This window comes from Pseudomonas sp. WS 5410 (genome assembly GCF_012985645.1).
Taxonomy (GTDB): domain Bacteria; phylum Pseudomonadota; class Gammaproteobacteria; order Pseudomonadales; family Pseudomonadaceae; genus Aquipseudomonas; species Aquipseudomonas shahriarae.
Genome location: NZ_JAAQWS010000012.1, coordinates 57,612 through 76,903, shown reverse-complemented (window position 1 = coordinate 76,903; position 19,292 = coordinate 57,612). Strand labels below are relative to the sequence as shown.

The window sequence follows — 19,292 nt, the reverse complement described above, 5'->3', positions numbered from 1 at the left end:
TTGAAGGGGCAGCAGAGCAATGCAGCAACTCAATCCTTCCGAAATAAGTGAAATTATCAAGGGCCGCATCGACAAGCTCGATGTGACCTCCCAAGCCCGTAACGAAGGCACTGTCGTCAGCGTATCTGACGGCATCGTGCGGATTCACGGTCTGGCCGACGTAATGTACGGCGAGATGATCGAGTTTCCGGGCGGCGTCTACGGTATGGCCCTCAACCTGGAGCAAGACTCCGTAGGTGCCGTTGTATTGGGCGCGTACACCAGTCTGGCCGAAGGCATGAGCGCCAAGTGCACAGGCCGCATCCTGGAAGTTCCGGTTGGTAAGGAACTGCTGGGTCGCGTTGTCGACGCACTGGGTAACCCTGTTGACGGTAAAGGTCCACTGGGCAACACCGAGACCGACGCGGTCGAGAAAGTTGCTCCAGGCGTGATCTGGCGTAAGTCGGTAGACCAGCCTGTACAGACTGGCTACAAGGCTGTCGATGCCATGATCCCAGTCGGCCGTGGCCAGCGTGAGCTGATCATCGGTGACCGTCAGATCGGTAAGACCGCTCTGGCGATCGACGCGATCATCAACCAGAAAGACAGCGGCATTTTCTGCGTCTACGTAGCGATCGGTCAGAAACAATCGACCATCGCCAACGTGGTTCGCAAGCTGGAAGAAAACGGCGCCCTGGCCAACACGATCATCGTGGCTGCCAGTGCTTCGGAATCTCCTGCGCTGCAATTCCTGGCACCGTACTCCGGTTGCACCATGGGTGAATTCTTCCGCGACCGCGGTGAAGACGCGCTGATCGTTTATGACGATCTGTCCAAGCAAGCAGTGGCTTACCGCCAGATTTCCCTGCTGCTGCGCCGTCCACCAGGCCGTGAAGCCTACCCAGGCGACGTGTTCTATCTCCACTCCCGTCTGCTGGAGCGCGCATCCCGCGTTTCCGAAGAGTACGTAGAGAAGTTCACCAACGGCGCAGTGACCGGCAAAACCGGTTCCCTGACCGCACTGCCGATCATCGAAACCCAGGCTGGCGACGTTTCCGCGTTCGTTCCGACCAACGTGATTTCCATCACCGACGGTCAGATCTTCCTGGAATCGGCCATGTTCAACTCCGGGATCCGTCCTGCTGTGAACGCCGGTGTTTCGGTATCCCGTGTGGGTGGTGCCGCTCAGACCAAGATCATCAAGAAGCTCTCCGGTGGTATCCGTACCGCTCTGGCTCAGTACCGTGAACTGGCGGCATTCGCCCAGTTCGCTTCTGACCTGGACGAAGCGACCCGTAAGCAACTTGAGCATGGTCAGCGCGTTACCGAGCTGATGAAGCAGAAGCAATACGCGCCAATGTCGATCGCTGACATGTCGCTGTCGCTGTATGCCGCTGAGCGTGGGTTCCTGACTGACGTCGAAATCGCCAAGGTCGGCAGCTTTGAACAAGCGCTGATTGCTTACTTCAACCGAGATCACGCCGATTTGATGGCCAAGATCAACGTGAAGGGTGACTTCAATGACGAAATCGACGCTGGCCTGAAAGCCGGTATCGAGAAGTTCAAGGCCACCCAAACCTGGTAAGCCGCAGCGGGAGCCGCAAGGCTCCCGCTTGCTAACCTGATAGGTGTTACATGGCAGGCGCAAAAGAGATTCGCAGTAAGATTGCGAGCATCAAAAGCACGCAAAAAATTACCAGCGCCATGGAGAAAGTGGCGGTCAGCAAAATGCGCAAGGCACAAATGCGCATGTCGGCTAGCCGTCCTTATGCGGAGCGTATCCGCCAGGTAATTGGGCATCTGGCCAACGCCAACCCGGAATACCGCCACCCGTTCATGATCGAGCGCGCCGTCAAGCGTGCAGGTTATGTGGTAGTGAGCAGTGACCGTGGTTTGTGCGGTGGTTTGAATACCAACCTGTTCAAGGCCCTGGTCAAGGACATGGCGGTAAACCGCGAAAACGGCGTCGAGATTGATCTGTGTGTTGTTGGTAGCAAGGGTGCGGCCTTTTTCCGCAACTTCGGCGGTAACGTCGTTGCAGCTATCAGCCACCTGGGTGAAGAGCCGTCGATCAATGACTTGATCGGCAGTGTGAAGGTGATGCTGGATGCGTACCTGGAAGGCCGGATCGACCGCCTGTCCGTGGTATCCAACAAGTTCATCAACACCATGACCCAGCAGCCAACCGTGGAGCAATTGATTCCACTGGTGGCGACCCCGGATCAGGAACTCAAGCACCACTGGGACTACCTCTACGAACCAGACGCCAAAGAGCTGCTTGACGGCTTGATGGTGCGCTACGTGGAGTCGCAGGTGTACCAGGCGGTGGTCGAGAACAACGCAGCTGAACAAGCGGCGCGGATGATCGCGATGAAAAACGCTACCGACAACGCCGGTGATCTGATCAGCGATTTGCAGCTGATCTACAACAAGGCGCGTCAGGCTGCGATCACCCAAGAGATCTCGGAAATCGTCGGCGGCGCTGCCGCGGTTTAACGGTTCAAATATTCAGAGGATCCAGCTATGAGTAGCGGACGTATCGTTCAAATCATCGGCGCCGTTATCGACGTGGAATTCCCACGCGACAGCGTACCGAGCATCTACAACGCGCTGAAAGTACAAGGCGCGGAAACTACTCTGGAAGTTCAGCAGCAGCTGGGCGACGGCGTAGTTCGTACCATTGCGATGGGTTCCACCGAAGGCTTGAAGCGCGGTCTGGACGTTGTCGACACTGGCGCTGCCATTTCCGTACCGGTCGGTAAAGCGACCCTGGGCCGGATCATGGACGTACTGGGCAACCCGATTGACGAAGCTGGCCCGATCGATACCGAAGAGCGTTGGGGCATTCACCGTCCAGCACCTTCGTTCGCCGAGCAAGCTGGCGGCAACGACCTGCTGGAAACCGGCATCAAGGTTATCGACCTGGTTTGCCCGTTCGCCAAAGGCGGTAAAGTCGGTCTGTTCGGTGGTGCCGGTGTAGGCAAAACCGTAAACATGATGGAACTGATCCGTAACATCGCCATCGAGCACAGCGGTTATTCCGTGTTCGCCGGTGTGGGTGAGCGTACTCGTGAGGGTAACGACTTCTACCACGAGATGAAGGACTCCAACGTTCTGGACAAAGTGGCACTGGTCTACGGTCAGATGAACGAGCCGCCGGGTAACCGTCTGCGCGTAGCACTGACTGGCCTGACCATGGCCGAGAAGTTCCGTGACGAAGGTAACGACGTTCTGTTGTTCGTCGACAACATCTACCGTTACACCCTGGCCGGTACTGAAGTATCCGCACTGCTGGGCCGTATGCCTTCGGCAGTAGGTTACCAGCCGACCCTGGCTGAAGAGATGGGCGTTCTGCAAGAACGTATCACTTCGACCAAGGAAGGTTCGATCACGTCGATCCAAGCGGTATACGTACCTGCGGATGACTTGACTGACCCGTCGCCAGCGACCACCTTCGCCCACTTGGACGCCACCGTCGTACTGTCCCGTGACATCGCTTCCCTGGGTATCTACCCAGCGGTCGATCCACTCGACTCGACTTCGCGCCAGCTGGACCCGAACGTGATCGGCCAGGAGCACTACGACACCGCTCGCGGCGTTCAGTACGTGCTGCAGCGTTACAAAGAGCTGAAGGACATCATTGCGATCCTGGGTATGGACGAACTGTCGGAAACCGACAAGCAGTTGGTATCCCGCGCTCGTAAGATCCAGCGCTTCTTGTCGCAGCCGTTCTTCGTGGCTGAAGTCTTCACCGGTGCCTCGGGTAAATACGTTTCCCTGAAAGACACCATTGCTGGCTTCAAAGGCATCCTCAACGGTGACTACGACCACCTGCCAGAACAAGCGTTCTACATGGTCGGTGGCATCGAAGAAGCGATCGAGAAAGCCAAGAAACTGTAATCCAGGCGCCCGGAAACGGGCGCTCATCAGGTTGAGGCAATCAGATGGCTATGACAGTCCATTGCGATATCGTCAGCGCGGAAGGGGAAATCTTCTCCGGTCTGGTAGAGATGGTAATTGCACACGGCGAGTTGGGTGACCTGGGTATTGCCTTGGGCCACGCACCGCTGATCACCAGCTTGAAGCCCGGTCCGATTACTCTGACCAAGCAGGGCGGGGAAAAGGAGGTGTTCTACATCTCTGGTGGTTTCCTCGAAGTTCAGCCGAACATGGTCAAGGTTCTTGCCGACACCGTGCAACGTGCTGGCGACCTGGATGAAGCCTCCGCTCAGGAAGCCGTCAAGGCTGCCGAGAAGGCTCTGCACGAAAAAGGTGCGGACTTCGACTACAGCGCTGCTGCTGTACGTCTGGCCGAGGCTGCAGCCCAGCTGCGCACGCTCCAGCAGATCCGCAAGAAGTAAGCGGCCAAGCCGTCATGCTTCATGCGCGATTGATTAAAAAGGGTAGCCTCGGCTACCCTTTTTCTTTTTTTGCAAAACACTTCTTTGGTCTGAAGCCGGACCGCCCAGGATTGGTAGCCATTCATGTCTCTTGAAATCGTCATTCTCGCCGCAGGCCAGGGCACCCGCATGCGTTCTGCCCTGCCCAAAGTGCTGCACCCGGTTGCGGGTAACTCCATGCTTGGCCATGTTATCCACAGCGCCCGGCAACTGGAGCCACAGCGTATCCACGTCGTGATTGGCCACGGGGCCGACGCGGTGCGTGAACGTCTGGCAGCCGACGACTTGAATTTCGTATTGCAGGACAAGCAACTGGGTACTGGTCATGCCACCGCGCAAGCTGTGCCGTTCATCAAGGCCGACACCGTGCTGATCCTCTACGGGGATGTGCCGCTGATCGAAGTGGAAACCCTGCAGCGCCTGCTCAAGCGCGTGGTACCGGGCCAGATGGGTCTGCTCACCGTCGAGCTGGACGACCCGACCGGCTATGGCCGTATCGTGCGCAATGCCGACGGCAAGGTCGCAGCCATCGTCGAACATAAAGATGCCAGCGAAGCACAACGGGCGATTACTGAAGGCAACACCGGCATCCTTGCGGTACCGGCCGATCGTCTGGCGGACTGGATGGGCCGCCTGTCGAACAACAATGTTCAGGGCGAGTACTACCTGACAGACGTGATTGAAATGGCCGTCAGCGATGGCTTGGTGGTTGCCACCGAGCAGCCCCACGACCCGATGGAAGTGCAGGGCGCCAACGACCGCAAGCAACTGGCAGAACTGGAGCGGCACTATCAACTGCGCGAAGGCCGCCGCCTGATGGCGCAGGGGGTGACGCTGCGTGACCCGGCGCGTTTCGACGTTCGGGGCGAAGTCACCGTGGGCCGTGACGTGCTGATTGATATCAACGTGATCCTCGAGGGCCGCGTGATCATCGAAGACGACGTGGTGATTGGCCCGAACTGCGTGATCAAGGACAGCACCCTGCGCAAAGGCGTGGTGGTCAAGGCCAACAGCCATATCGACGGTGCGGTGATGGGTGAGGCCAGCGATGCGGGGCCATTTGCGCGGTTGCGCCCGGGCAGCGTGCTGGGCGCCAGGGCCCATGTGGGTAACTTTGTTGAGCTGAAAAACGCACGGATGGGCGACGATGCGAAGGCAGGGCACCTGGCCTACCTCGGCGATGCAGTGATTGGGGCCCGCAGCAACATTGGCGCCGGCGCCATTACCTGCAATTACGATGGTGCCAACAAGTATCAGACGACGATTGGTGAGGACGTCTTTATCGGCTCCAACAATTCACTGATTGCGCCCGTCACCATTGGCGATGGTTCAAACACCGCGGCAGGCTCAACCATCAACCAGGATGTGGATAAGTCGCAATTGGCAGTAGCCCGCGCCCGCCAACGCAACATCGACGGCTGGAAACGCCCGGTCAAAATCAAAAAGACCTGAGTTATCCACAACCTCATTAGCAACGCCATTCCATTGTGGGAGCGGGCTTGCTCGCGAAGACGGAGTTTCAGTCACTGAACGTGTATCTGATGCACCGCCTTCGCGAGCAAGCCCGCTTCCACATTGGATCTATGTTGTTTTCAAAAAAGTGCACCCGCCGCTTGACGATTTCCCGTCAATAGGTTTTGATTGCCTTCGTTATCTTTCGAAACGAAACTTATCATCACCATGTCGAAACGAAATACACCACAACGACGTCACAACATCCTCACCTTGCTCAACGAGCAGGGCGAAGTGAGCGTGGACGAATTGGCCAAACGTTTCGAAACCTCCGAAGTGACCATCCGCAAGGACCTGGCCGCGCTGGAAAGCAACGGCTTGCTGCTGCGTCGCTACGGTGGCGCCATCACCATGCCCCAGGAACTGGTCGGCGATCCTGCCCAACCGATTTCTGTGCATAAGCGCGCCATCGCCCGTGCGGCGGTCAAGCGCTTGCGTGAACACGCACGGATCATTATCGACAGCGGCAGCACCACCGCCGCGATGATCCCGGAGCTGGGCCATCAGCCCGGCCTGGTGGTGATGACCAACTCCCTGCATGTGGCCAGTGCCCTGAGTGAGTTGGAGCATGAGCCGGTGCTGTTGATGACCGGCGGCACCTGGGACCCGCACTCGGACTCGTTCCAGGGGCAGGTCGCCGAACAAGTGCTGCGTTCCTATGACTTCGACCAACTCTTTATAGGCGCTGACGGTATCGACCTGCAGCGCGGTACCACCACCTTCAATGAATTGCTGGGCTTGAGCCGAGTGATGGCCGAAGTCGCCCGTGAAGTGGTGGTGATGGTCGAATCCGACAAGATCGGCCGCAAGATCCCCAACCTGGAACTGCCCTGGAGCAGCGTCCATACCCTTATTACCGATGATCGCCTGCCGCTTGAGGCCCGCGACCAGATTCAAGCCCGCGGCATTACGCTGATTTGCGCGGCAGTCATCTAGGAGAGAAACCATGTGTGGAATTGTAGGCGCAGTCGCTGAACGAAACGTTACCGCCATTTTGCTCGAAGGCCTCAAGCGCCTGGAATACCGTGGCTACGACAGTGCCGGCGTGGCGGTCTTCAGCAACGCGGGCAAGCTGGAGCGCATGCGTCGCCCGGGCAAAGTCAGCGAACTGGAACAGGCCCTGGCCGGTGAGCCCCTGGCGGGCCGTCTGGGCATCGCCCACACCCGCTGGGCGACCCACGGTGCACCGTGCGAGCGCAATGCACACCCACATTTCTCCGGTGATATTGCGGTGGTGCACAACGGCATCATCGAAAACCACGAAGTGCTGCGTGAACAACTCAAGGGCCTGGGCTACGTCTTTACCTCGGACACCGACACCGAAGTCATCGCCCACCTGCTCAACCACAAACTCAAGGACCACAGTGACCTGACCACCGCCCTCAAGGCCACGGTCAAGGAACTGCATGGCGCCTACGGCCTGGCTGTGATCAGCGCCAGCCAACCGGACCGTGTGGTTGCCGCTCGCAGTGGCAGCCCATTGGTGATTGGCCTGGGCCTGGGGGAGAACTTCCTCGCCTCCGATCAACTGGCCTTGCGTCAGGTCACCGACCGCTTCATGTACCTGGAAGAAGGTGATATCGCCGACATCCGCCGTGAAAGCGTGGCGATCTGGGACGTCGATGGCAACTCCGTCGAGCGCGAAGCCGTGCAGTACCGCGACGGCGCCGAAGCTGCCGACAAGGGTGAGTTCCGCCACTTCATGCTCAAGGAAATCCACGAGCAACCGGCCGTGGTGCAACGCACCCTGGAAGGCCGCCTTGGCGACAAGCAAGTCCTGGTTAACGCCTTCGGCCCGCAAGCCGCCGAGCTGTTCGCCAAAGTGCGCAATGTGCAGATCGTCGCCTGTGGCACCAGCTACCACGCCGGCATGGTCGCCCGTTACTGGCTGGAAGAACTAGCCGGCATCCCGTGCCAGGTCGAAGTAGCCAGTGAGTTCCGCTACCGCAAGGTGGTGGTGCAGCCCGACACCCTGTTCGTCACCATTTCCCAATCCGGCGAGACCGCCGACACCCTGGCAGCCCTGCGCAATGCCAAGGAGCTGGGATACCTGGCAAGCCTGGCGATCTGCAACGTCAGCATCAGCTCCCTGGTGCGCGAGTCCGACCTGACCCTGCTGACCCAGGCCGGCCGCGAAATCGGTGTAGCCTCCACCAAGGCCTTCACCACCCAATTGGTGGGCCTGCTGCTGCTGACCCTGTCCCTTGGCCAGGTGCGCGGCACATTGGCCGCAGGTGTAGAAGCCACCCTGGTAGAAGAACTGCGCCGCCTGCCCACCCGCCTGGGCGAAGCACTGGCCATGGACAGCACCGTAGAGAAAGTCGCCGAACTGTTTGCCGACAAGAACCACACCCTGTTCCTCGGCCGTGGCGCGCAATACCCAGTGGCAATGGAAGGCTCCCTGAAACTCAAGGAAATCTCCTATATCCACGCCGAAGCCTACCCTGCCGGCGAGCTGAAGCACGGCCCATTGGCCCTGGTGGACGACGACATGCCTGTGGTCACCGTGGCGCCGAACAATGAACTGCTGGAAAAGCTCAAGTCCAACCTGCAGGAAGTACGCGCTCGTGGTGGTCAACTGATCGTGTTTGCCGACGAAAAGGCCGGCATGACCAACGGCGAAGGCACCCACGTGATCAACATGCCGCACATCCACGACACCCTGTCGCCGATCCTCTACACCATCCCGCTGCAGTTGCTGTCGTACTATGTGGCGGTGCTCAAGGGCACGGACGTTGACCAGCCGCGTAACTTGGCCAAGTCGGTGACGGTTGAGTAATGTTTAGCGGTAACGAGAAAGGGCGATCGTAAACATTAAAGTCTGTCTCGCTTGGAGCCTCCGTGGGCTCCAAGCGACGATCTTCTCTCCCGCTCCTTTTGTGCCGAGTGCTGCACTTTGCGGCTCACCTTCCAGATTCAGATTTACAAAAAAATCGCGGAGATTGGCAAGTCGTAAGCAGATTTCTGAAAAAAAACTAAACGCGATCTATTGAGTACTTGATTAGTCTAGAAAATTTCAGATACAAACACGGATTATCGTCATTTCGTTATGTACAGCCTGGATATTATAGGCGGCATAGCAACTGTGCATGGGAGCTTCGCAGGTTTGCTGGATAGTCTGCGTAGAAAAGGTAGATCGGTCCGAAAAGTAGATGATCTAAATGTCGTTTAGTTGATGAGCCTCTGGCTGTTTCGATAATTAAAACGGTAAATAACTTACTCAGTTTGTTATGGCGTACGTACGTTCTTCATCTCGCAGTTATATTGAGGGCGGGCTGGCCTATTGCAGATCATGATGCCCACTATAATCAGTGCGCCCCCCATAAATGTGGGAGCGCTGAGCTGCTCATCCAACAAAAGAGCACCCAGTAACACCGCCGTCAGCGGATTGAGCGCGATGAACACTCCGGCACGTGTTGCGCCGATCTGTTCGATACCCTTGTAATACCAGATGTATGCCAGCGCCGAGCCTATGGCACCCAGATACAGCAAGCTGGAAAAGTCGGTAAGTGTTAGAGCTCGCAGTGATTCCTGATTGAACTGACCCGTGACGATAGCGGTCGCCGTCAGCATCGCGGCCCCCGCGAAGATGGAGTAGGTCACCGTATGTAGGGCGCCGATTTCTTTGACTACCGACTTACCGAACACGCTGAAGGCGACCCAACTGAGTACGCAACCAAAGATCAAAAGGTCTCCGCGCCAGTCGTTTTTATCCACGATTAATGTGCCTGACGACTTATTGAGAATCACGACAGCCGCCCCTATCAGGCAAAGAAAAATGCCTGCGGTTTTCATTGCAGACATTTTTTCTCGGAAAAACACATAAGAGAAAAGAGCCATAACGGCGGGATTCAGGGCTACGATCAATGACGCGCGGGAGGCTGCTGTGTAATGTAGACCATAAAAAAAACAGAGGTTATAAGTATAAATTCCGCAAAATCCCAATCCTACGATCTTGACTAGTTGCGACCGATCAAGCCGGACAAAGCTCTTTTTTAAAAAGAAACCTAGGAACAGTCCAAGTGTGATTCCGGCGAATATAAACCTGACACTGGCGGCTAATAGCGCGGGTGTGTCTGCGGATAGATACCGACCAGCGACAAAGGTACCTCCCCAGATCATTGCTACCAGAGAAAGCTTAAGATAGGTAAGGCTGTCTGGAGTAAGGACCAGTGGATGAGAATGGCTGGTCATGCAGGTGCCCTCTCTTCAACGATCGGTCGGGTCTTGAGCTCTATGTATTCGAGAGTCAGATCAAGGACTTCGCGTTGGGCGCGGCTCCCTTCTAACAACGGCCACTGGTCTCGGCTGGTACGCAAGAGCGCCAGGCTTTCGTGATAACGCTTCAAGGTGAACAGTAGAATGCCTTTGAGCACGTCTAAGCCTGCTCGGTGCGCTTCGGGCTCGATGCCGAAGCCGTCGCTTTCGGCGATTTGCTTCTCGATGAGGAGAGTCTGATTGGTCGCAGAAAAGGCAAGCGCAGCATGGATTTTGTGAAAGTAAGAGGTTGATCCAGAGACGCTGCCGGTCCACAAAAGAGCGAGACGTTCCCAGATTGCGTTGAACTTGCTGTCTGTGGCTTTCAAACGCAGGCGCCAGAGAAAACCCACCGCATCCAGATCCTGCTTCGCGAAGGGGCTGTCCTTTAATTCATACAGTTCCTCGAACGCTTGGAGCGCCTGCTCGACCTCGTTGCATCGCTCGTGGGCTATAGCCATGTGCCAATAGACGTGCATGCGTATGCCGCTATTTTCGATCCAGTCAGGCTTGCAGTCGATCAGGAAACTCGAAAGTTCCTGCCAGCGGCCCATCTCATGCAGTGCGTGCGCAGTAGCATGGATGCCGTAGATGTTATGGGGAATCAGCCTAACCGCCTCAAGGCCCAGTTCAAGGGCTTCTTGGAAGCACTGGTCTTCACACAAAACAAAAGATTTTATTGCCAGGTAGTAGGAGTACAAGGCATGAGTGTGCGGTATGTGTGGTTCGCAAAACGAAAATTCTGCCGTTAATCTAGGTGTCTTACCAGTACAGAAGTCGAGCATGTGCACAAAAAAAATTGTGATGATGTCGGAGGGGTACGCTTTCAGGTGTTGCGTAAAGAGTGTACGTGCTCGCTCATATTCAAAGTTTACCCAAGCTATAAATGCCTTATGGATCAGTAACAACTCCGGGGGTAAGTTCGATCGTTGATGCATCCGATTGAGAAACAGTTTGAACTTGTAAAGTTCTTTCATCTCGCAACTCGTGATTGCATCGAATCCTAATAGAAGGTCTTTGTACAGTTCCTGAGTCTCGGTGACCGGCATCAGATGCTCGGGTATACCTCGCAGGGACAGGAATGGGCCGTTGATTTCAGGCCACAGTGCCGAAATCCCATCAGTCTTCCATTGGGCGACCATAAAACAATCCTTGGATATAAGTTGGCGAAAAGGGCTGGCCTATCTCGTTATGCCTGTTTCATCTATGCTTACGCAAAATCATGGTCATATGAAAATGAGCGATTACTCATGGATGAAAAATGACGCTGACCCAATTGGAAATTTTTGTCGCTGTCGCAGAGCGGCGTGGCTTCACCCTCGCAGCCGCTCAACTGAAAATATCCCAATCTGCGGTTTCTCATGCAATAAGGGCTCTGGAGCAAGAGTTGGGTGTCGAACTGCTACTTCGGCATCAAGGCCAGATTGAACTGACAGACATAGGGGCGCGAATCCTTCTGCGTGTGCAACCTATGCTTGGTCTGGCGGATGCAATTAGGCAGGATGCCAGCGATGCCCGCAGCATGAAACTTGGCACCCTGCGAATTGGTTCATTTGGCCCAACCTCATCCCAGCTTTTGTTGCCGCGGATTCTTACAGACTACCGCCGCCTTTACCCCAATATTGAAGTTCATGTGAGCGAGGGGCCTGATCGCCAAGTGATGGAATGGTTGTTAGACAGGGAGGTGGACGTAGGATTTGTCACCTTACCTGAAGCCCAGTTTGACACCTGGCCTTTACTCGAGGACCAAATGGTTGCCGTGCTACCGATTGCGCACCCTCTCGCTTCAAACGAAAGAGTGACATTGGGGGACTTATGTTCTGATCCGTTTGTACTAACCGAGGCTGGTTCATCCGAACTGGTCTCGCAGCTCTTTGCTGCTGTCAAATTGAAGCCGCGTATTCGCTACAAGACCTCTCAGTTAATGAGTACCTTGGCCGCGGTGGCTCGCGGAGATGGGGTAACGATTGTGGCTGAGTCTTCGTTGCCCGACGATAGCGAGAAGCTTTATGTGGTTAGGACACTCGATCCGGCAGTCAGGCGCCAAGTCGGAATTGCGGTGCTGGATTGCAGCGAGACTACTGCTGCAGCTCAAGCATTCATTGAGTTGGCAGAGAAGATTTACCGGAGTCGTAAGAGTGATTTGAAGGGAAATGGCTTATAAAGAGGGAGCCCCTCCGGTCATTTCAATGCTGTCGAGCGGGTTGATTTGCTGCGCGATGCCGTGCTGTAGCCCAGCCTGCCTAGCTGCGCATTACCTTATTCCTATCAATTTCGTATCCAGCATCCTGGAGCGCCCGGCTGAAGGCTTGCTTCCAACCATCGTCGTTGATCGACGTCCAGACCGAGGGTACGGTCTTCAGGATTAAAAACGGTCCCGTTTGGGGCCCCTCGGGGCTCCAAACGACGTCCTTCTCTAGCAAAAGGCGCAATTACAGGTGGAAGTGGCCCGCCGCCTCCGGCTGGTAAAGCACTTTCCTGATTTCAATCCGGCGGGTCCGATCAGAAATTCGCCATTCGATGGCGTCCCCCTCCTGATAGCCCAGGATGGCGGCGCCGATGTCGGAATACACGGAATGCTTGCCTGCGGTGCTGTCCGCGTCTTCAGGGTAGACCAAGGCCACTTCGATCTCTTCTTCGTCCAGTTGCAGCAAGGCCCTAGAGTTCATCGTGACGACATTGCACGCCACCTGCTGCGGCTTGACGACAATGGCTCGTTCAAGCTCATGTTCAAGTTCAACAACGGCCGGGCCTTGCTCGAGCGCGATTAGGCTTTCGAGCCTGGCCTTGTCGATTTCAGTAATGTAGATCCTGGTGGCGTCGCCAGCGGCACCTTCGCGCAAGAGCTGGAGATAGCGCCCCGCCGTCATGGAAAATGACTTCAATGTCGGCGTTTCGCCTTCAAGCAGAAAGCCGCTGCGCAGAAAGGCGTTCAGCGAGCGCGCGTTGTCCGGGTGGATCTTGGCGATGAGCTTCTTGGCCCGCATGTCGAGGAAGGCCAGTTTCATGCCTTCGCGGATCGTGCGGGCGCCAAGGTTCTGGCCCCATTTATCGCTGTCTCCGATGACCAGGACTATCTCGCAATCTGAGCCGGTCTTGATCAGACGGACAAAGCCCACCGGGGAGTCATGTCGGTCATAGGCCATGAAGAATCGGCCGCCCTGGTTGAATAGATGGGTCAGGATCGGCGATTGAGTCCGATCGATGGCTTGCTCGATGGAGCGGGAGACATGACGCGAATCGCTCAGATAGCAGGTGACGCGTTCATCCTCCAACCAATCCATCAGCGTCAGCGCGTGCGCCCGAGTAATTTCAGGGCACAGCGAAATGAAAGGCTTGTTCATCTTCATCACACTTACTTGTAAAGGATGGAAGCCCGTCATGGCTTTGGCCATGACGGCTCTTTGGGCAACCGACCATATTAAGGCATAACGCGGGTAATGCCGAACCCTGCCCCAGCCAAGCACTCTATGAAGCCGACAGCGCTGCTCCTTCTGGCCCTGGGTCCGACCCAGAGGAAATGTACGTGGATGTCGTATCATTACTGGGTGCAACAGTTTTAACTCTCTAAATTCATAGGATAAACTTCAAGTCCTCCAAAAGTCTCGATGAGTTGATCTATGCCTTAGCCGGATATTTTATTTGCGCTGGTCATCCCGATAAGTCCTAGTACTTGATCTGAGATTAACTACTTGCAGCCTAGCCTGACAGAATACTATTGACCGACTTGAACAATAGAAATGAATAAGATTTTTAATTAATTAACTCTTTTGAAACGATGATTTAGTAGACGGATCAAGGTGTTTGTTATCCCGGTCTCAAGGCTGGCATAACGCCATTTCGGCGTCGTTGGGGCGCCTTTTTTTGTGTTATGATCCTGCGCAACTTTGGGCTGGCACCAGGTTCGATAGCGTTTGTCTATTTTGCCGCGCCCCCGGTTTTTCTGGCTTGGCCGCTGTTTCGGGCGTGCTTTGAGCCAACTGCTTCAAGGAAGAGCGATTTGAACGTTTGGCAATGGCTACCCCTTCTCGGCAGTGATGACCCTGCGGTTCTGAAACTCTCGGTCAGTGGTGTGAGGCATTCCGGCTATCTATGGCGATCTCGGATAAACGACTCATCCAGTCTTTTAATTAATTTTTGCGAGAGTTGGTGATGGCTTATTTTCCCTGTTTTTTATCTGTCGTTTTTGTCGTTCGTAATCAGGGCGATAAAATAGAAAAAATACTGTCCGAAGCTGCCGAAGTCATTGCGAAAACAGTCAGTGACTATGAGCTGATCGTTGTTGATAACGCGTCCGATGATGACAGTGTCATGGTCTTGAAGGGCCTGACGAGCGAGAAAGGCCTAGCCAACTTGCAGGTCTATGCATTGACCAAGGAAGTGGACACCGACACCGCATCCTGGGTCGGTCTGGAAAATGCCTTGGGTGACTATGTTGCGGTCATCGACCCGCTGGTGGACGACATCAACTTCGTTCCACAGATGCTTGATCAAGCGGTGAGCGGCGCCGATGTCGTCTTTGCCCACAACGAACAAAAGAGCACCCAGAGCCTGGCTTATCGTTGGGCGAATGCGGTGTTCCACAGCATGTACAACCGCTTCAACGGGGTCCATCTCGCCAAGGAAGCACCTCAGTACCGCATCCTGAGCAAGCGCGTAATCAACTTCATCCTGCAACACCCCCAGCCTTCGATGACGTACCGCCACCTGCCGGCCACCGGTGGTTTTGCCCGGGCCTATCTCAAGTACAGCGCCGTGCCCCAGGCTTCCAGCCCCAAGCGCCTGGGCGACAGTATTGATCGCGGCGTGCGTTTGCTGGTTTCCACCACGCGAGCGCCCATGCGTCTGGTGACCTACCTTTCGCTGTTTGGTGCGGTTGCCAACCTGGTGTACTGCGTCTATGTGATCTCGGTGGGTATCTTCAAGGCTGATGTAGCACCTGGCTGGATCAGTTTCTCGTTGCAACAGTCGGGCATGTTTTTCCTGATCTCACTGGTGTTGCTGGTACTGGGTGAGTACATCCTCAATATGGCCAGCCTGTCGAATGAAGGGCCGCTCTACCATGTAGGCCAGGAGTTCACCAGTGCACGCATGACCCGGCGCGAGAAGCTGAACATTGAAGAGGTAGCGTCGGGTTCGGTCGTGCCCAAGGCTCAGCCCTCCGAACGAGTTTCCTGATGTCGAGCGCCCAAGCCAGCCAGCCTGAGCAGGATGCCGTCATCATCGGTGGGGGCTTTTACGGTGCAGCCATTGCGGTTTACCTGGCCAAGCAACGGGGCTTCAAGCGGATCCTGTTGATAGAGCGCGAGCCGGCACTGATGATGCGCGCCAGTTACAACAACCAGGCGCGTGTGCATAACGGCTACCACTACCCGCGCAGCTTCACCACGGCCTATCGCAGCCGGGTCAACTTGCCCAAGTTTGTCCAGGACTGGCCACAGGTGGTCAAGCAGGACTTTACCAAGCTGTATGCCATTGCCCGGCGCAACTCCAAGGTCACGGCCAAGCAGTTCGAGCGTTTTTGCCGGGACATCGGTGCGGACCTGAAACCTGCCGATCCAGCGCTGCGCGACTTGTTCGAACCACGCTTGATCGAAGAAGTATTCCTGGTCGAAGAATATGCGTTCGACACTACTCGCCTGGCAGCCTGGGCAGCTCGCGAGCTGGCAGAAAGCGGTGTGCAGATCCGCTACCGGACACGAGTCACTTCGATTTCCAGGGGCACCGAGGCGCCTTTGCAAGTGGTCACCCAAACCTCCCTGGGCGAGGAAGCGCTGACGACTTGTCGGTACGTCTTCAACTGTACGTACAGTGGCCTCAATCAGTTTGCAGGTGATTTCGCGGGGGTCAGTACCGGCCTCAAGCAAGAGATCACGGAAATGGCCTTGATGCAGATGCCCGAATCCCTCGAAGGGTTGGGGGTCACGGTGATGGATGGGCCGTTCTTTTCACTGATGCCGTTCCCGGCCCGTGGGCTGCATACCTTGTCCCATGTACGCTATACGCCGCATTTGCACTGGAACGATGAAAAAGGCCTCGATCCCTATGAGAAGCTGCGGCTATATGAGCGCGATACACGGGTCGATCGGATGGTCAGGGACGTCGGCCGGTATATCCCTGAAGTGCTCAAGGCCCAACACAAGGATTCGCTGTTCGAGGTCAAGACCATCCTGGTGAAGAACGAAGGGGATGATGGACGCCCGATTCTTTTCGAGAAGCATGCCGAGTTGCCAGGTTGCTTCTCCGTGCTGGGTGGCAAGATAGACAACATTTACGATGTGCTTGAAAAACTCGATACCGAGAGTTTTTCCCATCAAGGTTAATAAAACTTCAGGTTTGGAGCGGAAAAAGATGAATTCGCTTATTGGTTTCTCCGGGTTTGTCGGGGGCACGCTTCTTAAACAGGCTTCATTCGAGGACTTGTACCGGTCCACCAACATCGGTGAGATAGAAGGAAAATCCTTTGAACTTGTGGTCTGTGCCGGCGCCCCGGCGCAAAAATGGATTGCCAACCGCGAGCCTGAGGCCGACCGCGAGAAGATCGAAGCACTGATCGCCCACCTGAAAACCATCCAATGCAAGACCTTCGTGCTGATCAGTACGGTGGACGTGTTCAAGAGCCCCATCGGCGTCGATGAAGACACTCCCGTCGATGAGTCCGGCCTACATGCTTACGGCCTGCACCGTCGGCTGCTGGAAACCTTCGTTGAAAGTCATTTTCCGAATCACTTGATCGTTCGCCTGCCGGGGCTCGTCGGGCCTGGACTGCGTAAGAACGTGATTTTTGACTTCCTCAATGACAACAACCTGCAGGCGATCGATAGCCGGGGCGTGTTCCAGTTCTACCCGATGATCAACCTGTGGTATGACATTCAGACCGCACTCGATGCGGGGCTCAAGCTGGTCCACCTGACTGCTCAGGCAGTGAGTGTCGCCGACATTTCGCAGAAGGGCTTTGGCAAGCCTTTCACCAATACCCTGGCCAATGCTGCTGCTACCTATGACATGCAGACCAAGCATGCGCAGCTATTTGGTGGCACTGGGCGCTATCAGTACAGTGCTCGTGAAACCGTGCAGGCCGTACGGGCCTATGCGCAATCGGAGCCGCTTAAGGCCGCATCGGGAGCACAGGCATGAGGCTGGCGATTTCCAATATCGCGTGGGAGACCACCGAGGACGAAGTCATCGCTGAACTGCTTGCGCGTTTTGCCGTGGATGCGATTGATATTGCACCGGGCAAATACTTCCCGGAGCCTGCCAAGGCCACGGACGCAGAGATTGCGCAGGTCAAGGATTGGTGGGCGCAGCGTGGGATTGCGTTGACCGGCATGCAGGCACTGCTGTTCGGCACCACGGGCCTGAATGTATTCGGCTCCGAGCAAAGTCAGGCGGCCTTGCTGCAACACCTGGCGGGCGTGTGCCGCATTGGCGCAGGCCTGGGTGCAGCACGGATTGTGTTTGGCTCGCCAAAGAACCGTGATCGCAGTGGTTTGACTGATCAACAGGCGCTGGACGCTGCTGTATTGTTCTTCCGGAAACTGGGCGATATCGCCCAGGCGTGTGGTGTCACGATCTGCCTGGAGCCCAACCCCACCTGTTACGGGGCGAACTTCATGACCACCAGTGCTGAAACCGCAGTGGTGGTACGGGCCATTGATCACCCGGCTATCCGCATGCAACTGGATACCGGCGCGTTGGCGATCAACGGTGAAGACCCATTTACTGTGCTTGAGGACTGTGCCGAGTTGATCGGGCATATCCACGCCAGTGAACCGGACCTGCTCCCGCTGGGTGACGGCGGTACTGACCATGAAAAAATGGCACGTGCCGTGGCCCACTACTTGCCCGAGCATGTGGTCACCATTGAGATGGTGGCGACCAAGACCGAACCCCATGCGCAATCGATCGAGCGTGCGCTGCAGGTTGCTCGCCAGCATTACCGCACCTGCGACGAGGTGACGGCATGAGCATCAAATGGATCATCTTGATCCTGGGTATCCTGTCGAACGCCTCCGCCAGCGTCCTGGTGAAGATGGCGATGATGCCCCCGCGCAAATTCCCTTCCTTGAGCGACCCGATGGCGGCACTCAGCAACTGGCCGTTCTGGGTCGGGCTGGTCCTGTATGGTGCTGCGTTCCTGCTCTATGCCGCAGCATTGGCCCGTTTGCCGCTGAACGTGGCACACCCGGTCCTGACGGCTGGGGCTATTGCGACGGTCGCCCTGTTTTCCCTGCTGTTTTTCCGTGAGTCCTTCCACTGGACCACGGGAGTCGGCATCGCCCTGGTTATTGCTGGCGTAGGGCTGATCACAGCTCGCGTCGTTTGATGGAAATTAAAATGAATTCTTCTGATATTACTCCCGATGTACGTGCCGGTTGGCAGGTACCGTCCTTTGACACACCACTCTGGTTGGGCCGCCAGCACCCCTGGTGCGTGGTCATTCCGGTCATCAACGAAGGCGAGCGGATCAAGAACCTGCTCGCCCGTATGGCGGCATTCAACATTGCGGACATGGCCGACATCATCATCGTCGATGGTGGCAGTTCTGATGGCTCGCTTGAGTTGCAATCACTGCAACAGGTGGGTGTGCGCGGCCTGCTGGTCAAGACTGCCCCTGGCAAGTTGAGCGCGCAGTTACGTTGCGCCTATGCTTTTGCCCTGGACCAGGGTTACGAAGGTATCGTGACCATTGATGGCAATGACAAGGATGATCCAGAGGCCATCCCGCGCTTTATCGAAGCGCTGCAGCAGGGTGTGGATTTTGTTCAGGCTTCGCGTTTTGTCGAGGGCGGTGTCGCGGAGAACACCCCCAAGTCCCGCGATTTTGCGATCCGTTTTATCCATGCGCCGATGCTGAGCCTGTTTTCCGGCTTCAAGTGGACAGATACCACCCAGGGCTTTCGTGCCTATAGCCGCAAGATGCTGATTGATCCGAAGATGGCAATCTTCCGTGATGTGTTCAATACCTATGAGCTGCTTGCCTACCTGTCGTACCGCGCGCCGAAACTGGGCTATCGCTGCGTAGAACTGGCGACGGTGCGCCGCTACCCCCAAGGCGAAGTACCTACCAAGATCAGCAGCGTGAAAGGCAACCTTTCGGTGCTGGCTGTATTGTTTCGAGCCTGTTTTGGCAAGTACAACTAA

17 protein-coding genes are annotated in these 19,292 nt (G+C 56.1%); 14 read left to right on the top strand and 3 right to left on the bottom strand.

What is annotated here, in order from left to right:
• Nucleotides 1-19 precede the first annotated feature (19 nt).
• From atpA to glmS, 7 genes are all read left to right on the top strand, one after another.
• Nucleotides 20-1,564 (top strand): F0F1 ATP synthase subunit alpha, encoded by a 1,545-nt coding sequence (atpA, locus tag HBO24_RS18035; protein ID WP_029290137.1) that lies wholly within the window; start codon nt 20-22, stop codon nt 1,562-1,564.
• Nucleotides 1,565-1,614: 50 nt separating this feature from the next.
• Complete coding sequence (gene atpG / locus HBO24_RS18030; protein WP_057439299.1) at nt 1,615-2,475, top strand: F0F1 ATP synthase subunit gamma; 861 nt, start codon at nt 1,615-1,617, stop codon at nt 2,473-2,475.
• Nucleotides 2,476-2,502: 27 nt separating this feature from the next.
• Complete coding sequence (gene atpD, locus HBO24_RS18025) at nt 2,503-3,879, top strand: F0F1 ATP synthase subunit beta (protein WP_015886645.1); 1,377 nt, start codon at nt 2,503-2,505, stop codon at nt 3,877-3,879.
• 44 nt (nt 3,880-3,923) lie between these two features.
• Nucleotides 3,924-4,340: a F0F1 ATP synthase subunit epsilon gene (locus HBO24_RS18020; RefSeq protein WP_057439300.1), complete on the top strand. Its 417-nt coding sequence runs from the start codon at nt 3,924-3,926 to the stop codon at nt 4,338-4,340.
• Nucleotides 4,341-4,463: 123 nt separating this feature from the next.
• Entirely contained in the window at nt 4,464-5,831 is a 1,368-nt protein-coding gene (glmU, locus tag HBO24_RS18015) for a bifunctional UDP-N-acetylglucosamine diphosphorylase/glucosamine-1-phosphate N-acetyltransferase GlmU (protein WP_057439301.1), read from the top strand.
• Between the two features lie 228 nt (nt 5,832-6,059).
• On the top strand, nt 6,060-6,827 hold the full coding sequence (locus HBO24_RS18010; RefSeq protein WP_029290123.1) for a DeoR family transcriptional regulator: 768 nt from the start codon (nt 6,060-6,062) through the stop codon (nt 6,825-6,827).
• Between the two features lie 10 nt (nt 6,828-6,837).
• Nucleotides 6,838-8,670: a glutamine--fructose-6-phosphate transaminase (isomerizing) gene (glmS, locus tag HBO24_RS18005; RefSeq protein ID WP_057439302.1), complete on the top strand. Its 1,833-nt coding sequence runs from the start codon at nt 6,838-6,840 to the stop codon at nt 8,668-8,670.
• A 449-nt stretch (nt 8,671-9,119) separates the two neighbouring features.
• Here the strand turns inward: glmS and HBO24_RS18000 are convergent, their stop codons facing one another.
• Together HBO24_RS18000 and HBO24_RS17995 are read right to left on the bottom strand one after the other, a co-directional pair.
• A complete protein-coding gene (locus HBO24_RS18000) occupies nt 9,120-10,085 on the bottom strand; it encodes an EamA family transporter (RefSeq protein WP_233092033.1) in 966 nt (321 codons plus the stop codon).
• Nucleotides 10,082-11,290 (bottom strand): tetratricopeptide repeat protein, encoded by a 1,209-nt coding sequence (locus HBO24_RS17995; RefSeq protein ID WP_170060065.1) that lies wholly within the window; start codon nt 11,288-11,290, stop codon nt 10,082-10,084. Before HBO24_RS17995 ends, HBO24_RS18000 begins: the two co-directional genes overlap by 4 nt.
• Nucleotides 11,291-11,409: 119 nt before the next feature.
• On the opposite strand from HBO24_RS17995, the gene HBO24_RS17990 reads away from it, so the two are divergent.
• The gene (locus HBO24_RS17990) at nt 11,410-12,312 is read left to right on the top strand and encodes a LysR family transcriptional regulator (protein ID WP_115129332.1); all 903 of its coding nucleotides are present in this window, start codon (nt 11,410-11,412) and stop codon (nt 12,310-12,312) included.
• A gap of 268 nt (nt 12,313-12,580) precedes the next feature.
• On the opposite strand, the gene HBO24_RS17985 is transcribed toward HBO24_RS17990, so the two are convergent.
• Complete coding sequence (locus HBO24_RS17985; RefSeq protein ID WP_170060064.1) at nt 12,581-13,543, bottom strand: bifunctional GNAT family N-acetyltransferase/nucleoside diphosphate kinase regulator; 963 nt, start codon at nt 13,541-13,543, stop codon at nt 12,581-12,583.
• 757 nt (nt 13,544-14,300) lie between these two features.
• Here HBO24_RS17985 and HBO24_RS17980 point away from each other — a divergent pair.
• Genes HBO24_RS17980 through HBO24_RS17955 form a run of 6 tightly spaced genes read left to right on the top strand, consistent with a single transcriptional unit; the run spans nt 14,301 to nt 19,292 of the window.
• Complete coding sequence (locus HBO24_RS17980) at nt 14,301-15,326, top strand: glycosyltransferase (protein WP_057440597.1); 1,026 nt, start codon at nt 14,301-14,303, stop codon at nt 15,324-15,326.
• Complete coding sequence (locus tag HBO24_RS17975) at nt 15,326-16,471, top strand: FAD-dependent oxidoreductase (RefSeq protein WP_057440596.1); 1,146 nt, start codon at nt 15,326-15,328, stop codon at nt 16,469-16,471. The genes HBO24_RS17980 and HBO24_RS17975 overlap by 1 nt, the downstream gene beginning before the upstream one ends.
• A gap of 28 nt (nt 16,472-16,499) precedes the next feature.
• A complete protein-coding gene (locus HBO24_RS17970; protein ID WP_057440595.1) occupies nt 16,500-17,285 on the top strand; it encodes an NAD(P)-dependent oxidoreductase in 786 nt (261 codons plus the stop codon).
• On the top strand, nt 17,282-18,115 hold the full coding sequence (locus tag HBO24_RS17965) for a sugar phosphate isomerase/epimerase family protein (RefSeq protein WP_057440594.1): 834 nt from the start codon (nt 17,282-17,284) through the stop codon (nt 18,113-18,115). The genes HBO24_RS17970 and HBO24_RS17965 overlap by 4 nt, the downstream gene beginning before the upstream one ends.
• Before the next feature lie 2 nt (nt 18,116-18,117).
• Nucleotides 18,118-18,474 carry an SMR family transporter gene (locus tag HBO24_RS17960; RefSeq protein WP_057440644.1) on the top strand — a complete coding sequence of 119 codons (357 nt, stop codon included), beginning with the start codon at nt 18,118-18,120 and terminating at the stop codon, nt 18,472-18,474.
• A gap of 11 nt (nt 18,475-18,485) precedes the next feature.
• Nucleotides 18,486-19,292 (top strand): glycosyltransferase family 2 protein, encoded by an 807-nt coding sequence (locus HBO24_RS17955; RefSeq protein ID WP_057440593.1) that lies wholly within the window; start codon nt 18,486-18,488, stop codon nt 19,290-19,292.